Annotated in this window: 14 protein-coding genes and 1 riboswitch; of the genes, 7 read left to right on the top strand and 7 right to left on the bottom strand. The window is 73.8% G+C overall.

The features are described from left to right. Positions 1-133: 133 nt before the first annotated feature. The 4 genes from qcrB to ctaE form a co-directional block, all read right to left on the bottom strand. Positions 134-1,798: a cytochrome bc1 complex cytochrome b subunit gene (gene qcrB, locus ACI784_RS10780; protein WP_456925908.1), complete on the bottom strand. Its 1,665-nt coding sequence runs from the start codon at positions 1,796-1,798 to the stop codon at positions 134-136. Further along, positions 1,798-2,910, bottom strand: coding sequence for a cytochrome bc1 complex Rieske iron-sulfur subunit (gene qcrA / locus ACI784_RS10775; protein ID WP_456925909.1), 1,113 nt, complete (start codon positions 2,908-2,910; stop codon positions 1,798-1,800). Before qcrA ends, qcrB begins: the two co-directional genes overlap by 1 nt. 73 nt (positions 2,911-2,983) lie before the next feature. Continuing rightward, on the bottom strand, positions 2,984-3,871 hold the full coding sequence (gene qcrC, locus ACI784_RS10770; protein ID WP_456925911.1) for a cytochrome bc1 complex diheme cytochrome c subunit: 888 nt from the start codon (positions 3,869-3,871) through the stop codon (positions 2,984-2,986). Positions 3,872-3,878: 7 nt separating this feature from the next. Continuing rightward, entirely contained in the window at positions 3,879-4,493 is a 615-nt protein-coding gene (ctaE, locus tag ACI784_RS10765) for an aa3-type cytochrome oxidase subunit III (RefSeq protein ID WP_456925913.1), read from the bottom strand. Positions 4,494-4,624: 131 nt separating this feature from the next. Between ctaE and ACI784_RS10760 the strand changes: the two genes are divergently transcribed. Together ACI784_RS10760 and trpD are read left to right on the top strand one after the other, a co-directional pair. Continuing rightward, positions 4,625-5,041 (top strand): hypothetical protein, encoded by a 417-nt coding sequence (locus tag ACI784_RS10760; RefSeq protein ID WP_457013446.1) that lies wholly within the window; start codon positions 4,625-4,627, stop codon positions 5,039-5,041. Continuing rightward, positions 5,038-6,084: an anthranilate phosphoribosyltransferase gene (gene trpD / locus ACI784_RS10755; protein ID WP_457013445.1), complete on the top strand. Its 1,047-nt coding sequence runs from the start codon at positions 5,038-5,040 to the stop codon at positions 6,082-6,084. Before ACI784_RS10760 ends, trpD begins: the two co-directional genes overlap by 4 nt. A 4-nt stretch (positions 6,085-6,088) precedes the next feature. Here trpD and ACI784_RS10750 read toward each other — a convergent pair whose 3' ends face one another. After that, positions 6,089-6,376, bottom strand: a complete 288-nt coding sequence (locus ACI784_RS10750) for an Lrp/AsnC family transcriptional regulator (protein WP_456924757.1) — start codon at positions 6,374-6,376, stop codon at positions 6,089-6,091. Further along, entirely contained in the window at positions 6,373-8,247 is a 1,875-nt protein-coding gene (locus tag ACI784_RS10745) for a DEDD exonuclease domain-containing protein (RefSeq protein ID WP_457013444.1), read from the bottom strand. The genes ACI784_RS10750 and ACI784_RS10745 overlap by 4 nt, the downstream gene beginning before the upstream one ends. A gap of 173 nt (positions 8,248-8,420) precedes the next feature. On the opposite strand from ACI784_RS10745, the gene ACI784_RS10740 reads away from it, so the two are divergent. From ACI784_RS10740 to ACI784_RS10725, 4 genes are all read left to right on the top strand, one after another. Continuing rightward, complete coding sequence (locus tag ACI784_RS10740; RefSeq protein ID WP_456924759.1) at positions 8,421-8,744, top strand: hypothetical protein; 324 nt, start codon at positions 8,421-8,423, stop codon at positions 8,742-8,744. Between the two features lie 200 nt (positions 8,745-8,944). Continuing rightward, positions 8,945-9,145, top strand: a riboswitch (cyclic di-AMP (ydaO/yuaA leader). Positions 9,146-9,161: 16 nt separating this feature from the next. Next, entirely contained in the window at positions 9,162-10,244 is a 1,083-nt protein-coding gene (locus tag ACI784_RS10735; RefSeq protein WP_457013443.1) for a C40 family peptidase, read from the top strand. Positions 10,245-10,394: 150 nt separating this feature from the next. After that, the gene (locus ACI784_RS10730; RefSeq protein ID WP_456924761.1) at positions 10,395-11,663 is read left to right on the top strand and encodes a M48 family metallopeptidase; all 1,269 of its coding nucleotides are present in this window, start codon (positions 10,395-10,397) and stop codon (positions 11,661-11,663) included. Beyond that, entirely contained in the window at positions 11,660-12,796 is a 1,137-nt protein-coding gene (locus ACI784_RS10725) for a glycosyltransferase family 4 protein (RefSeq protein ID WP_456924762.1), read from the top strand. The genes ACI784_RS10730 and ACI784_RS10725 overlap by 4 nt, the downstream gene beginning before the upstream one ends. On the opposite strand, the gene ACI784_RS10720 is transcribed toward ACI784_RS10725, so the two are convergent. Continuing rightward, a complete protein-coding gene (locus ACI784_RS10720) occupies positions 12,784-14,577 on the bottom strand; it encodes an AMP-dependent synthetase/ligase (protein WP_457013442.1) in 1,794 nt (597 codons plus the stop codon). The two genes, ACI784_RS10725 and ACI784_RS10720, sit on opposite strands and share 13 nt — an antisense overlap. A 152-nt stretch (positions 14,578-14,729) precedes the next feature. Between ACI784_RS10720 and ACI784_RS10715 the strand changes: the two genes are divergently transcribed. Continuing rightward, positions 14,730-15,161, top strand: coding sequence for an SRPBCC family protein (locus ACI784_RS10715; protein ID WP_457013441.1), 432 nt, complete (start codon positions 14,730-14,732; stop codon positions 15,159-15,161). The last annotated feature ends 1 nt before the right edge of the window (position 15,162 follow it).

Below are 15,162 nucleotides of genomic sequence, written 5' to 3'. Positions count from 1 at the left end.
CCCCCCCCCCCCCCCCCCCCCCCCCCCCCCCCCCCCCCCCCCGCCCCCCCCCCCCCCCCGCCCCCCCCCCCCCCCCCCCCCCCCCCCCCCCCCCCCCCCCCCCCCCCCCCCCCCCCACTCGTACTGCGGTCGATCAGTCGCGCGGCTCCTGCGGCCGGCCGCCGTCGACCGGGCGGCCAGAGGTGGTGAGCTCGCGGTCCGCGGCGGCGGCGGCCTGACCGTGGTCCTCGTGCCGCTGCTCGAGCTCCACCTGCGCCGGCTCCTCGACGGGGGTGAAGAAGCCGCGGATGGCGCGGCGGGCGCCGCCCACGTGGTTCATCCGCTTGGGCACCGGGGCGCCGCCGTAGGCGAGCGCACCGTGGCCGTGCTCGTCCACCGGGCCGAGGGGCTGGTGGACCTCGATGAACTCGCCGCTGGGCAGACGGCGGATGACACCCGTCTCGATGCCGTGCTCGAGCACCTGGCGGTCGTGCTGCTGCAGGCCGAGGCAGATGCGGTACGTGATCACGTACACGATCGGCGGCAGGATGATGACGCCGATACGGCCGACCCAGGTCATCGCGTTCAAGCTGATGTCGAACTTGTCGGCGATGACGTCGTTGCCGCCGGACATCATGAGCCAGATGTAGAACGTCAGCCCCATCATGCCCAGCGACGTGCGCACCGGCACGTCGCGGGGACGCTGCAGCAGGTGGTGGGACGCGGTGTCCCGGGTGAGCTTCCGCTCGATCATCGGGTACAGGGCGAGCACCGTGAACATCAGGCCGGCGATCACGACCGTCGGCCAGAACAGCGCCGGGATCTGGTAGTCGCCGGGCAGGTTGATGTCCCAGGCCGGGAAGAGGCGGGTCGACCCGTCGAGGAAGCCGATGTACCAGTCCGGCTGGGAGGCCGCGGAGACCTGGGCCGGGTTGTACGGGCCCCACAGCCACACCGGGTTGATCTGCACCAGGCCACCGAGCGCGGCGCAGACGCCGAACACGATGAAGAGCAGGCCGGTCGCCTTGCCCGCGAAGGTCGGGAAGAGCCGGTTGCCGACCACGTTGTGCTCGGTCCGCCCCGGGCCGGGGAACTGGGTGTGCTTCTGCTTGACCAGGATCAGCAGGTGCACGGCGATCAGGGCCAGCAGGATCGCCGGGATGAGCAGCACGTGGACGATGTAGAACCGGCCGATGATGTTCTCGCCGACGAAGTCGCCGTTGAAGACCGCGAAGTGGGCCCACGTCCCGATCACCGGCACCGACAGGATGATCGCGCTGATGATGCGGAGGCCGGTGCCCGACAGCAGGTCGTCGGGGAGCGAGTAGCCGGTCACGCCCATGAGCAGTGCCAGCACCAGCATGACCACGCCGATGATCCAGTTGGTCTCGCGCGGCCGGCGGAAGGCGCCGGTGAAGAAGATGCGGAGCAGGTGCACCACGATCGAGGCGACGAACAGCAGTGCCGCCCAGTGGTGGATCTGCCGCATGAACAGGCCGCCGCGGACGTCGAACGACAGGTTCAGCGTCGAGTCGTAGGCCGCCGACATCTCCACGCCGCGCAGCGGTGCGTACGTGCCCTCGTAGACGACCTCGCGCATGGAGGCGTCGAAGAAGAACGTCAGGTACGTGCCCGACAGGAGCAGGACGATGAAGGAGTAGAGCGCGATCTCGCCGAGCAGGAACGACCAGTGGTCCGGGAAGACCTTGTTCAGCGTGCGGCGCAGCGGGCCGGCGACGATCAGACGGTCGTCGACCTCATAGCCGATCTTGCCCAGTCGCGTGGTCGGGACACCCGGCGCCGTGGCGGTGCGAGCCATCAGATGCGCTCCCGGTTCCAGTAAGTGGGGCCTACGGCCTCAATGTAGTCACTGCGGGCCACGAAGTAGCCCTCGTCGTCGACCGTGATCGGCAGCTGCGGCAGCGGCCGGGTGGCCGGGCCGAACACCGGCTTGGCGCCCTGCGTGATGTCGAACTGCGACTGGTGGCAGGGGCACAGGATCCGGCTGGTCTCCTGCTCGTACAGCGACACCGGGCAGCCGGCGTGCGTGCAGATCTTGGAGTAGGCCACGTAGTCGCCGTAGCTGAAGTCGTCCTGGCCGGGGCGCGGCTTGTCGACCTCCACCTGCTCCGGGCGCAGCCGGAAGAGCATGGTGGCGGCGTCGGACTCGCGGTTGCCGCCCGGGACGGCCGGGAAGACGGTCTCGATCGAGCCGGGCTCCTGGTCACCGGGGCGGATCGGGGTGCCGTCGTCGCGGACCAGGCGCACGCCGTTGGCCCAGCTCGTCCTGCCGAGCGGATTGCCCTTGTTCGGGTCCTTGATCAGACCGCCCAGCGGCAGGATCAGCATGAGCCCGAGGCCGCCGCCCATGAACAGCATCGAGCGGGACAGCAGCTTGCGGCGGGCCAGACCACTGTTGTGCAGGCCGCCGACGAGCGTGGCGCCGGTGGTGACCCGGTCGAAGTGCGACCCGTCGTGCTTGTCCTGCACCGCCGTCTCGTGCGGCAGCAGCTTCTTGGTGTAGAGCACCAGGCCCACACCGACCAGGATCATGGCCAGGCCGAAGAGCGCGCCGATCAGCGGCGTGAACAGGGCGCTCCAGCCGGACTCGGAGATCTCCCACTGCCAGTCCGGCAGGAACCAGCCGGACCCGACGTAGACGACGACGAAGCCGAAGGCGGCCACGCCGGCGAGGGCGAAGGTCAGCCCCACCTGGCGGACGGCGCGCCGCTCCAGCCGCGACCCGGGTTCGGGGCCGGGGTCGACGTGGAGCACCTCGACCCCGTCGTACCGGGCGCCCAGGCGGTCGAGCTCCTCGCGGGGCATCGCCGCCAGTTGCTCAGGGGTGTAGTCGTCGTCCGGACCGCCGTGCAGCGGCCCGGCGACGTCTGCGCCGCCGGTGGAACCGGGGCGGCTGTCGCGCGTACTCACGCTTCCTCCTCGCTGACCCACGCGGTCAGCGGTCGCTGGGCCGAAGTGTCCGGTGCGGAGCCGGTGTGCGTGCTCACGCCTTGCTCCCCATCCAGAAGATCCCGAACAGCAGCACGCCCATGCCCACGACCCAGATGACCAGGCCCTCGGCGACCGGACCCATGCGGCCCACGCCGGCACCGCCCGGGTCGGCCTGGTTGTCGATCGTCTGGACGTAGTTGATGATCGCGCGCTTCTCGTCGGGGGTGAGCTGGTTGTCCCCGAAGACCGGCATGTTCTCCGGCCCGCTCAGCATCGCGGTGTAGATCTCCAGGTCGCTGGACTCCTCGAGGCTCGGCGCCGCCTTGCCGGAGGAGAGGGCGCCGCCCTGGCCCACGAAGTTGTGGCAGGAGGCGCAGTTGAGCCGGAACAGCTCGCCGCCGAGGGCGAGGTCGCCGTCGCGCAGGTCGCCGGAGGGGAGCGTCGGGCCGCCGCCGTTGGCCTGGACGTAGGCCATCAGCTGGTCGATCTCCTCGTCGGTGAAGACGGCCGGCTTGTCGGGGGCGTCGGCCTCCTGACGCACCAGCGGCATGCGGCCGGTGTGCACCTGGAAGTAGACGGCCGCCTCGCCGACGCCGATCAGCGAGGGACCGCGGGCGGGGACGCCCTCGAGGTTCTCGCCGTGGCAGGTGATGCAGCTGCGCTCGTACAGCTCGCGGCCGGCGGCCTCGGCGGAGGACTCGCTCGTCGCGTCCTCGTCGGTCGCGTAGGCCGGTGACAGGGCCGAGTACAGGGTGCCGGTGAGCACGAGGGCAGCCATGAGGCCGGCCACGTTGACCACCCGGCGGCGGTGCTTGGAGCGGCGACGGGCGCGGGCCGCGGTGGCGGGGCCGCCCTCGGCCGGACGGCGGGACCAACGGGCGCGGCCGCGCGGCGGCACGTCGTCGGGCAGGGCGTCGGACTGCGGGTTCGTGGTGGACACCGGTTCCCTAGCGGATCAGGTAGATCGTGGCGAAGAGCCCGACCCACACGACGTCGACGAAGTGCCAGTAGTAGGAGACCACGATGGCCGCGGTCGCCTGTGCCGGCGTGAAACGGCCCATGGTGGACCGGATGAGCAGGTAGACGAAGGCGACGAGACCCCCGATCACGTGCAGCGCGTGGAAGCCGGTGGTCAGGTAGAAGACCGAGCCGTACGTGGAGCTGGAGATCGACGTGCCGTGCTCGGTGACGAGCACGCGGTACTCGTTCGCCTGGGCGAGCACGAAGACCAGGCCCATGGCGAAGGTGATCGTGAACCAGCGCCGCAGGCCGTAGACGTTCCCCTGCTCCGCAGCGAACACGCCGAGCTGGCAGGTGACCGAGGAGGCCACCAGGATGATCGTGAAGATCAACGCGTAGGGCAGGTTCAGCTCGGTCGGCTCGGGCGGCCACCCCTCGGTGGCACGAGCCCGCGCGGTGAAGTACATGGCGAACAACCCGGCGAAGAACATCAGCTCGCTGGAGAGCCAGATGATCGTGCCGACGCTGACCATGTTGGGTCGGGTCAGGGAGTGCACCCGGGAGGTGTCGAAGGTGCCGCTCGCGACGGGAGCCGTTGTCACGTGGTCATCATGGCATCGGTCCCGGCAGGGCCACGACCGCGGGTGGGCGGGCGTGGCGGTGCCGTGACCTCCCCGATACCTGGGGACGGGCGTCCCCGGCAGGGGACGTTCCGGGCACTAGGCTCCGCCGGGTGACCGATGCGCCGGCAACCGTCCTGGTCTACAGCTCCCGGCCCGAGGTGCGCCCGGCCGTGCGCCCCGCCGTGGGACGTCGGCCGGCGGCCGACGTCGGGCCGGTGACGTGGCTCGAGTGCGCCACCGACGCGGACGTGATCGACGCCGTGGAGGGCGGGGGCGTGGACCTCTGCATCCTCGACGGCGAGGCCCAGCCGGCCGGGGGGCTCGCGCTCAGCCGGCAGATCACGGTGGAGGTCGCCGACCGTCCCGCGCTGTGCGTGCTCATCGCGCGGCAGCCCGACCGCTGGCTGGCGCACTGGTCGCAGGCCGACGCGACCCTGCCGTTCCCCGTCGACCCGCTGACCGCTCCCACCGTCGTCGCCGACCTGCTGCGCGACCGGGTGGGGCGCCGGCCCGTTCCGCGCCGGTGAGCGCGCGCACGCCGACCTGGCCCGCGCTGCTGACCCGGCTGCTGGCCCGCGAGGACCTCTCCGCCGACGACGCCGCGTGGGCGATGCGGGAGGTCATGGCGGGTGAGGCCACGCCGGCCCAGATCGCCGCCTTCGCCGTGGCGCTGCGCGCCAAGGGTGAGTCGGCGGAGGAGGTCGCCGGACTGTCGGCCACCATGCTGGAGCGGGCCACGCCGGTGCACCTGCCTCTCGACTGTGTCGACATCGTGGGCACCGGTGGCGACCAGGCGCACACGGTCAACATCTCCACGATGGCCGCGGTGGTGACCGCCGCGGCGGGGGCGCCGGTCGCCAAGCACGGCAACCGGGCGGCGTCGTCGTCCTCCGGGGCCGCGGACGTCCTCGAGGCACTGGGTGTCGTGATCGACCTGCCGGCCGCGGCGGTCGCCGCGTGCGTGCAGCAGGCCGGGATCGGCTTCTTCTTCGCGCCGGTCTTCCACCCGGGGTTCCGCCACACCGCGGTGCCCCGGCGGGAGATGGGTGTCGGGACGGTCTTCAACTTCCTGGGCCCGCTGGCCAACCCGGCGCGCCCGGTGGCTGCCGCCATCGGCTGCGCCGACGCCCGCATGGCGCCGGTGCTGGCCGCCGTCCTGGCGGGGCGCGGCATGCGCGGTCTGGTGTTCCGGGGGGACGACGGCCTGGACGAGCTCACGACCACGACCACCTCGTCGGTGTGGGTGGTCCGCGACGGCGAGGTCGAGCCCGACCGGCTCGACCCGACCGCGCTCGGGATCGAGGTCCCGCCCGAGGGGGCCCTGCGCGGCGGGGACCCGGCCTTCAACGCCGACGTCTTCCGGCGGGTGGTGGCCGGTGAGCGGGGGCCGGTGCGGGACGCGGTGCTGCTCAACGCCGCCGCGGCGCTGGCCGCGTTCGACCAGCGGGCCGGCCGGCTGCACGACGTCCTCGCCGGTGGGCTGGAGCGGGCCGCAGCGGCGGTCGACGACGGGCGCGCGCAGGCACAGCTCGAGCGCTGGGTGGCGGTCAGCCGGTCGCTGCAGACCTGACCCTTCAGTCGGCGGTGTCGAAGCCGATCGCGAAGGCCGCCTCGAGGTCGTGCCGGGAGTAGGCGCGGAAGGCGATGTGGGTGTCGGTCTCCAGGACGCCGGGCACCTTGTTGATCCGCCCCGCCACGACCTCGGCGATCTGCTCGAACTCCCGCACGCGCACCACGGCGATGAGGTCGACGGTGCCGGCGACCGAGTAGACCTCGCTGACCCCGTCGAGGTCGGCGACTGCCTCGGCCACTTCGGGGATCGCGTCGGTGGCCGCGTCGATCATGACGATGGCGGTGATCACGCCGGCGATGCTAGCCGGGGTGTCGCCGGGCCGGCGGCTGTGCGTGGCCCGGGGGAGACCCGGTCCGGGCGCGCGCGGGTGCCGAGCGCGCGGGTGTCGGCGAAGGGGTCGCGGCCGCTGTGGCCGGCCTCCACGCGGTCGAGGAAGGCGCTGTAGCCGCCGGTTCCGGGCACCGGGCAGGCGAGGGTGCCGGAGACCTGCACGAGGCGGGTGCCGGCCTTCTCCATCCAGCGCAGCACCAGTTCGGTCTCGTCGACCGAGGCGGCCAGCTCGTCGTCCGGGCCCAGCGGCGTCTCCGCGGTGGACAGCAGGCCGGTCAGCGTGTCCCGTACCGACGTCCCCCGGGGCGCGCAGCCGGCGGCCACCAGCCGCCCCCGGCGGACGACGGACAGGTGCCAGCCGCCCGCGCCGTCGGGGCGGGCCAGGACCAGCTCCGGCACCGCGGCCAGCGACTCCAGCCGCTGCCGGCGGCGGACGGCGCGCACCAGGACCGCCACCCGGTCGCGGAGCACGGCGGCGTCCTCGTAGCGCTCCTCGGCGGCCAGCCGCTCGACGCGGGCCAGCAGGGGCGCGAGCAGCGCCTGGGGGTCGGCGGCGACGGCGGCGCGCAGGACCTCGGCGATGCCCGCGTACTCCTCGACCGACTGGGCGCCGGTGCAGGGGGCGCCGCACCGGCCCATGCCGGCCAGCGCGCAGGCGGTGCCGAGCACGCGCACCGACAGCCGGCCGGTGCACTGCCGCAGCGGTAGCGACTCGTGGATCGCCGCGACGGCGGCGTCCGCGGCCCGCCGGTCGGGGAACGGGCCGAGGAACACCCCCGCGCCGGGGCGGACCCGGCGGACCACCGACAGCCGGGGGAACGGCTCCTCGGTCAGCCGGACCCACAGTGCCCGTTCCGGGAACCGGGAGCGCCGGTTGTAGCGGGGCTTCTGCTCGGCGATCAGCCGCAGCTCCCGCACGGCGGCCTCGAGGTCGTGCGCGCAGGGGATCGCGTCGACCCGCTGGGCCAGCGCCACCATCTCGGTGATCCGGCTGCGTTGCTCACCGGCGGTGAAGTAGCTGCGGACCCGGCTGCGCAGGTCGTTCGACGTCCCGACGTAGAGCGGCTCGTCGCGCGGGCCGCGGAAGAGGTAGACGCCCGGGCCGGACGGGACGGCGTCGGCCAGGTGCCGCTTGCGCAGCCGCTCCGGGTCGACCTGGCGGGTGAGACCGGTGAGCTCCTCCAGGCTGGTGATGCCCAGGGGGCCGAGCCGCTCGAAGAGCCCGTGCAGCACGTCGACCGTGGCGCGGGCGTCGGCCAGCGCCCGGTGGCAGGGGTCGGTGGTGGTGCGGAAGTAGGGCGCCAGGGTGGCCAGCTTGCAGTTGGGCACCTCGTCGCGGGTGAGCAGCCGGCGGGCGAGGACGGCGGTGTCGACCGAGGCCGTCGCCGGCCAGGCGATGCCGTTCTCGGCGCAGGCGGCCTTGAGGAACCCGAGGTCGAAGGGGGCGTTGTGCGCCACCAGGACCGCGCCCCGGGCGAACTCCAGGAAGTGCGGCAGCACCGCGCCGATGCGCGGGGCGGTGGCGACCATCGTCGAGGTGATGCCGGTCAGGACGCTGATGTAGGGCGGGATCTCACAGCCCGGGTCGACCAGGGTCTGGAACTCGCCGAGGACGACGCCGCCGCGGACCTTGACCGCGCCGATCTCGGTGATGGCGCTGTCCTTGGGGGAGCCTCCGGTGGTCTCCAGGTCGACGACCACGAAGGTCACCTCGGCCAGGGGGGTGCCGAGCTCCTCGATGCTGGCCTGCTCGTAGCGGGGGAGCCCGGCGGCGGCTCGTGCGGCTGTCCCGGCGGCGATCCCGGCCAGCCGGGCAGGGGAAGAGGGCACGGGGCGGACGGTAGGTCGGGGCAGTGACAGTCCCGGGGACGCGCGCCGGGGCCGGGGAGCGGCCGACCGCGGTCGCGCGGAACTGTCGGTGCCCGTCCCTAGCGTGCTGCGCGGACCGACCGGGGCCATGGAGGGCTCCTGCGACGAGGCGTCGGCCAGCAGAGGAGTGGGCCATGTTCATCGACTGCGACACGTGCACCGCCCGGGGCACCGGGTGTGCCGACTGCGTCGTCACCGTCCTCCTGGGTGCCCCGCCGGGCTGGGAGACCGCCGACCCCACGGTGGTGCCGATGACCGGCCGGCGCGACGGCGGAGCGGCCGCGACCGCCGAGGACGCCGTCGTGCCGCGGCCCGGTGTGGTCGTGGAGTTCGACGACGTCGAGCGGCGCGCGGTGCGGGCGCTGGCCGAGGGCGGCCTGGTCCCGCCGCTGCGACACCAGTCGTCCGCGGACGGGCGTGCCGCGGGCGCGGCCAGGGGCCGGCGGCGCACCGGGTGAGGCGCGGCCGCCGGGTCCTCGCCAGGGCGGCGGGCACACACCGTCGACGGTCTCGGTGACCGTGCGTGGCCGACGGCGTGGCGCGGGCCGGGGGTGTGGCTGTTCCCACAGTCCACGCAGACCCCGTTTGTCACAACTTCATCACGCCCGTACGGTGAGCCGGTCCGACCGGGCGGTCGTCACCTGAGAGAGGTGACCTCGGGAGGACACCGCCGAATTCCCCGACGCGCCGCGCACGGCGTCGAGGGGGAACCGGGGACCCACCGCAGTCCTGGGGTGAGTTCTCGCGTGCGCCGGTGACCCCGGGGCACACGCGCCGGTCCGCCGGAGCGCAGAGATAGGGCACTTCTTCCCAGCCCGAACCCGTCAGCTAACTCGGTAGGCGGTTGCTGAGGAAGAAACGGAGAGCCGCCGACCGTGGCGACGCCTCGCCCTGCCCTGGGGCATGCACTCGACCTGTCCCACCCCGACCTCCCGGTCCTGTTCCGCCGCCCCCGCCTGGCCCGCCGACTCGGTCGCGGGATCGTCCTGGGAGCCACCGCCACCCTGGCCCTCACGCTGCTGCCGGGTACGGCCGCGGCGGACCCGCAGCAGGCCGGCACCGCCGCCCAGGCCGCCCAGCTGGTCGCCCAGGCCGGCCACGAGCTCGAGGTCGTGACCGAGCAGGTCAACGAGGCCCGCGAGGTGCTCGCCCAGCAGCAGGCCGCCGCCGACCGCGCCCGCCAGGCCGCCGCGGACGCGCAGCAGCAGCTCGACGCCCTCGACGGCCAGATCCGCCAGGTCGCGCGCACCGCGTTCACCGGCGACGGCATGACGCAGTTGGACGTGTTGATGACGAGCACCTCCGCGGAGGACTTCGTCTCCCAGCTCGCGACCCTCGAGGTGATCGCCGGCCACACCACCGACGTCCTGGCCCAGGTGGCCGAGAGCGCGGCGGCCGCCGAGCAGGCCACGACCGACGCCGATGCCGCGCAGGCACAGGCGCAGGCCACCCTCGACGACGTCACCGCCCGGCAGGCGCAGCTGGAGTCCGACATCGCCGACTACCGGGCCCAGTACGACGCGCTCTCCGCGCCGCAGCAGCAGGAGGTCGTCACCGCGCACGCCGGCCAGCCCGTCGCCGTCGCTGCGCCGGCCGCTGCCGCCAGCGGTGCCGCGCAGGCCGCCGTCGACACCGCGCTGGCCCAGGTCGGCGACCCCTATGTGTGGGGCGCCGGCGGGCCGAACGCCTTCGACTGCTCGGGGCTGACGCAGTACGCCTACGCCGCGGCCGGCATCAGCCTCCCGCACTCCAGCCGCATCCAGTCGACGATGGGCACCGCCGTCTCGCGGGCCGACCTGCAGCCGGGCGACCTGATCTTCTACTACAGCCCGGTCAGCCACGTCTCGATGTACATCGGCAACGGCCAGATGGTGCACGCCTCGACGTCCGGCCAGCCGGTCAAGGTGGTCAGCGTCGACTCCATGGGCGGGATCACCGCCATGCGCCGCCTCGCATAGGCACGGCAAGGGCCGGGGTGGCGGCTCCACCCCGGCCCCCTGCAGGGCCCCGACGCGGCCCCGTCCCGGGGCCCGCCCCGAGCGTGCGAAGGGTGGGAGGACGGGGTCCTTCCACGGTGGGGGGCAGGGGGTCCTTCTAGGATCGGCCGGGTGAGCGCCCGCCGGGCCGCGCTGCTGGTCGCGGGAGTGCTCGGGGCGGCCTTCGTGGTCGTCGTCGCCGTCGGTACGCCGTGGACCCTGCTGCCGGAACCGCCGGGCGGCGCCAGCCCGATCCGTCCGGGCGCTGGTCTCGCCCCTGGGGTGGTCGAGCAGGCGGAGTCCTTCGCCGCCGCGATCCGCCCGGCGTCCCTCGCCTCGCTGGTGCTGGGGCTCCTGACCTCGGCGGTGTTCGCCTTGACCCCGCTCGGGCGGTGGCTGGTCCGGACGGTGGCCCGGCCGCTGGGCGGTGGATGGGTCTGGCAGGTGCTGCTGGGCACGGTGGCGCTGATGGTGGTGGGCCGGCTGGTCACGCTGCCGCTGTCGGCCTACGGGGAGGTGGTCCGCCACCGGTTCGGGCTCTCGACGCGCAGCTGGCCGCTGTGGCTGCGGGACGTCGCCGTCTCCACCGCCATCAACGCCGTGCTGACCGCCCTCGCCCTGCTCGCCGTGGTGTGGCTGGCCCGCCGTGCACCCCGGACGTGGTGGGCCTGGGCCGCCGGAGCGGCGGCGGCGATGGTCGTCATCGGCTCCTTCCTGTACCCGGTGCTCATCGAGCCGGCGTTCAACTCCTTCCGGTCGCTGCCGGCCGGGCAGCTGCGCACCGACCTGCTGGAGCTGGCGGAGGAGAACGGCACCCCGGTCGGGGACGTGCTGGTCGCCGACGCCTCCCGGCGGACGACCGCGCTCAACGCCTACGTCTCCGGGTTCGGCTCGACCCGGCGGATCGTGCTCTACGACACGGCCCTCGACCTGCTGTCCGACGCCGAGATCGAGTCCATCGCCGCCCACGAGCTCGGCCACGTCGCCACCGACGACGTCCTGACCGGGACGCTGGAGGGGGCGCTGGGGGCCGCCGGGTCGGTCGCCCTGCTGGGCTGGCTGCTGTCCTGGCAGCCGCTGCTGCGCCGGGCCGGTGCGGACTCCGCCGGCGACCCGCGGGTGGTGCCGTTGGTGCTGTTCCTGGCCGCGCTCGGCACGCTGGTGGCCACGCCCGTGCAGAACCTGGTGTCCCGGCACGTGGAGGCGCGTGCGGACCTGCACGCTCTCGACCTGACCGGGGACGCCGAGGCGTTCGTGGCCATGCAGAACCGGCTGGCCAGCACGAACCTCGCCGACCCGGACCCGCCCGCGGCCTGGCAGTGGTTCTTCGGCTCGCACCCGACCGGACCCCAGCGCGTGGCCCTCGCCGAGGACTGGCAGCGGCTGCAGGAGGGCGGGTGAGGACGCTCGTCGTCACCAACGACTTCCCGCCGCGCCAGGGCGGCATCCAGACCTTCGTCGCCGCGCTCCTGGCCCGCCGCCCGCCGGACTCCCTGGTCGTGCTCGCCTCGCGCTCGCCCGGCTGGGAGGAGTACGACGCCGCGCTGCCGTACCCGGTGGTGCGGCAGCGGACCGGCATGCTGCTGCCCACGCCCGCCACGGCGCGCGCCGCGGTCGGCCTCGCCCGCCGGTACGGGTGCGACACCGCCTTCTTCGGGGCGGCCGCGCCGCTCGGCCTGCTCGCACCCGCGCTGCGCGCAGCCGGGGTCGGCCACCTCGTGGGCGCGACCCACGGCCACGAGACGGGGTGGGTGGCGCTGCCGGGAGCGCGGCAGCTCATGCGGCGCATCGCCGGGGGCCTCGACGTCCTGACCTACATCAGCGAGTACACGCACCAGCGGCTCGCGCCGGCGCTGGACGGCGCCGCCTGCATGGCGCAGCTGTCCCCGGGCGTGGACGTCGACCGGTTCACGCCGGACGCCGACGGCGCGGCCGTGCGCGAGCGGTACGGGCTCGGCGACGCCCCGGTGGTCGTCTGCGTCTCCCGGCTGGTGGCGCGCAAGGGGCAGGACGTCCTCGTCGCCGGCTGGCCGCGGGTGCTGGCCCGCCATCCCGACGCCCGGCTGCTGCTGGTCGGCGGCGGCCCGCTGGAGGCCCGGCTGCGGCGCGCCGTGGCCGCCGCCGGGCTGGAGGGCTCCGTCGTCCTCACCGGCCCGGTGCGCCCGGAGCGGCTGCCCGCGCACTACGCCGCCGGGGACGTCTTCGCGATGCCGTGCCGCACCCGCCGCGGGGGCCTGGACGTCGAGGGGCTCGGGATGGTCTACCTGGAGGCGGCCGCCTGTGGCCGGCCGGTGGTCGCCGGCACCTCCGGCGGTGCGCCGGAGACGGTGCAGGAGGGCGTGACCGGGCACGTCGTCGCCGACCCGCGGTCGCCCGAGGGCGTGGCGGCGACGGTGGCCGCCCTGCTCGACGACCCGGACCGGGCGCGCGCCATGGGCGCGGCCGGCCGGGCGTGGGTCGAGCAGCGGTGGTCGTGGCCGACGATCGCCGCGACCTTCGCCGACCTCCTGGAGGGCCCGCCTCAGCGGCTGTAGAGAGCCTCGACCTCGGTGTCGAACTCCTTCATCACCACGGCGCGCTTGAGCTTCAGGCTCGGGGTCAGCATCCCGTTGGCCTCGGTGAAGTCGGTGGCGAGCACCCGGAACTTCTTGATCGACTCGGCCTTCGACACCGCCTTGTTGGCCTCGGTGACGGCGGACTCGATCTCGGCCAGGACGTCGGGGTCGTCGGTCAGGTCGGCCGCCGTCGTGCCGGCCGGCTTGCCCTTGGACTCCAGCCAGGACGGCAGCGCCTCCTCGTCGAGGGTGATCAGCGCGGCGATGAACGGGCGCTGGTCGCCGACGACGATGCACTGGCTGATCAGCCGGTGGGCGCGCAGCCGGTCCTCGAGCACGGCCGGGGCGACGTTCTTGCCGCCCGCGGTCACCAGGATCTCCTTCTTGCGGCCGGTGATCCGGATGAAGCCGTCGCTGTCGATGTCGCCGAGGTCGCCGGTGTGGAACCAGCCCTCGGGGTCGATCGCCTCGGCGGTGGCCTGCTCGTTCTTCCAGTAGCCGGGCATGACGATGCCGCCGCGGATCAGGATCTCGCCGTCGTCGGCGATCGCCGCCTCCACGCCGGGCAGCGGCCGGCCGACGGTGCCGATGCGGAAGGCCGCGTCGTGGTTCACCGACGCCGCGGCGGTGGTCTCGGTCAGGCCGTAGCCCTCGTAGACGGTGACGCCGATGCCGCGGAAGAAGTGGCCGAGCCGCTCGCCGAGGGGGGCGCCACCGGAGACCGCGCCGAGGCAGCGGCCACCGAGGGCGGCGCGCAGCTTGCCGTAGACCAGCTTGTCGAACAGCGCGTGCTGGGCCCGCAGCGCCAGCCCGGGGCCGCCGGTGTCCTGCGCGCGCGACCAGTCGATCGCGACCCGGGCCGCCCGGTCGAAGATCTTCCCCTTGCCGTCGGCCTCCGCCTTGGCCTTCGCCTGGTTGTAGACCTTCTCGAACACCCTGGGGACGGCGAGGACGAAGGTGGGCCGGAAGGCGCCGAGGTCCTCGACGAGGTTGGACACGTCGGGGGTGTGGCCGATGACGGTGCGGGTCTTCACCGCGCCGACCTCCAGCACCCGCGCCAGCACGTGCGCCAGGGGGATGAACAGCAGCAGCGACCCGTCCCGGTTCAGGAACCGGTCCAGCAGGGTCATCCCGTTGCCGATCTCGAACAGGAAGTTGGCGTGGGTGAGCTCGCAGCCCTTCGGCCGCCCGGTCGTGCCGCTGGTGTAGATGATCGTGGCCAGGCTGGACGAGTGGAGCGTCGCGCGGCGGGCGGCCAGCTCGCTGTCGGGGACGTCGGCCCCGGCGGCGGTCAGCGTGCCGACGGCGTCGTCGTCGATGACCCACACCGGGCCGAGCTCGGGGGCCTGGTCGCGGACGGAGTCGACCGCCGTGGCGTGCTCGGCGCGCTCGACGACGGCGGCCCGGGCGCCGGAGTCCGACAGGATCCAGGCGACCTGGTCGGGGCTGGAGGTCTCGTAGATCGGGACGACCACACCGCCGGCGGCCCAGATGGCGAAGTCGAGGACGGTCCACTCGTAGCGCGTCTTGGCCTGCAGGGCGACCCGGTCGCCGGCCTGGACGCCGGCGGCGACGAGGCCCTTGGCCACGCCGTCGACCTGGGCGCCGAACTCGCGCCAGGTGACGTCCTCCCAGTGGCCGTCCCGCCGGACGCGGAGGCCGACGTCGTCGCCGTGCGCGGTCACGTTGGTGGTGAGCAGGTCGGGCAGGGCCTCGTCGGGACCCACCTCGGTCGTCGCCGGGACGCTGAACTCGCGCACGCCTGGTCCTCTCCTCCCGGCCCGACCACGGCACCGTCGCCTGCGGTCCCGGACCGGGACGGGCCAAATCTAGCCGCTGGGGGCTACCCAGGAGTAGCAGGCGCGTGTGCCACGACCGGGGGACCGAACGGTCAACGGATAGCCTGGCGCCCATGGCCGACCAGTCCACGCAGTCGATCACCGTCGAGGCTCCCGCGGCGGACGTGATGGCGGTCATCGCCGACTTCGAGGCCTATCCGCAGTGGGTCGCCGCCGCCCAGCGGGTGGAGGTGGTGGAGGCGGGCGCCGACGGCCGCGCCCGCCGGGTGCGCTTCGTCATCGACGCCGGGATGGTCAAGGACGACTACGTCCTCGAGTACGACTGGGACGGCGACCGCGCGGTGTCGTGGAGCCTGGTGCAGGGCCAGATGCAGAAGCGGCAGGAGGGCTCCTACACCCTCGTCGAGCGCGACGGGCGCACCGAGGTCACCTACCGGATCACCATCGACACCCACCTGCCGCTGCTCGGGATGTTCAAGCGGAAGGCGGAGAAGGTCATCCTCGACACCGCCCTCAAGGAGCTCAAGAAGCGCGTCGAGGGCTGAC

The organism is Geodermatophilus sp. SYSU D01186 (assembly GCF_054050215.1).
This window is presented reverse-complemented; position numbering and strand designations above follow the sequence as displayed.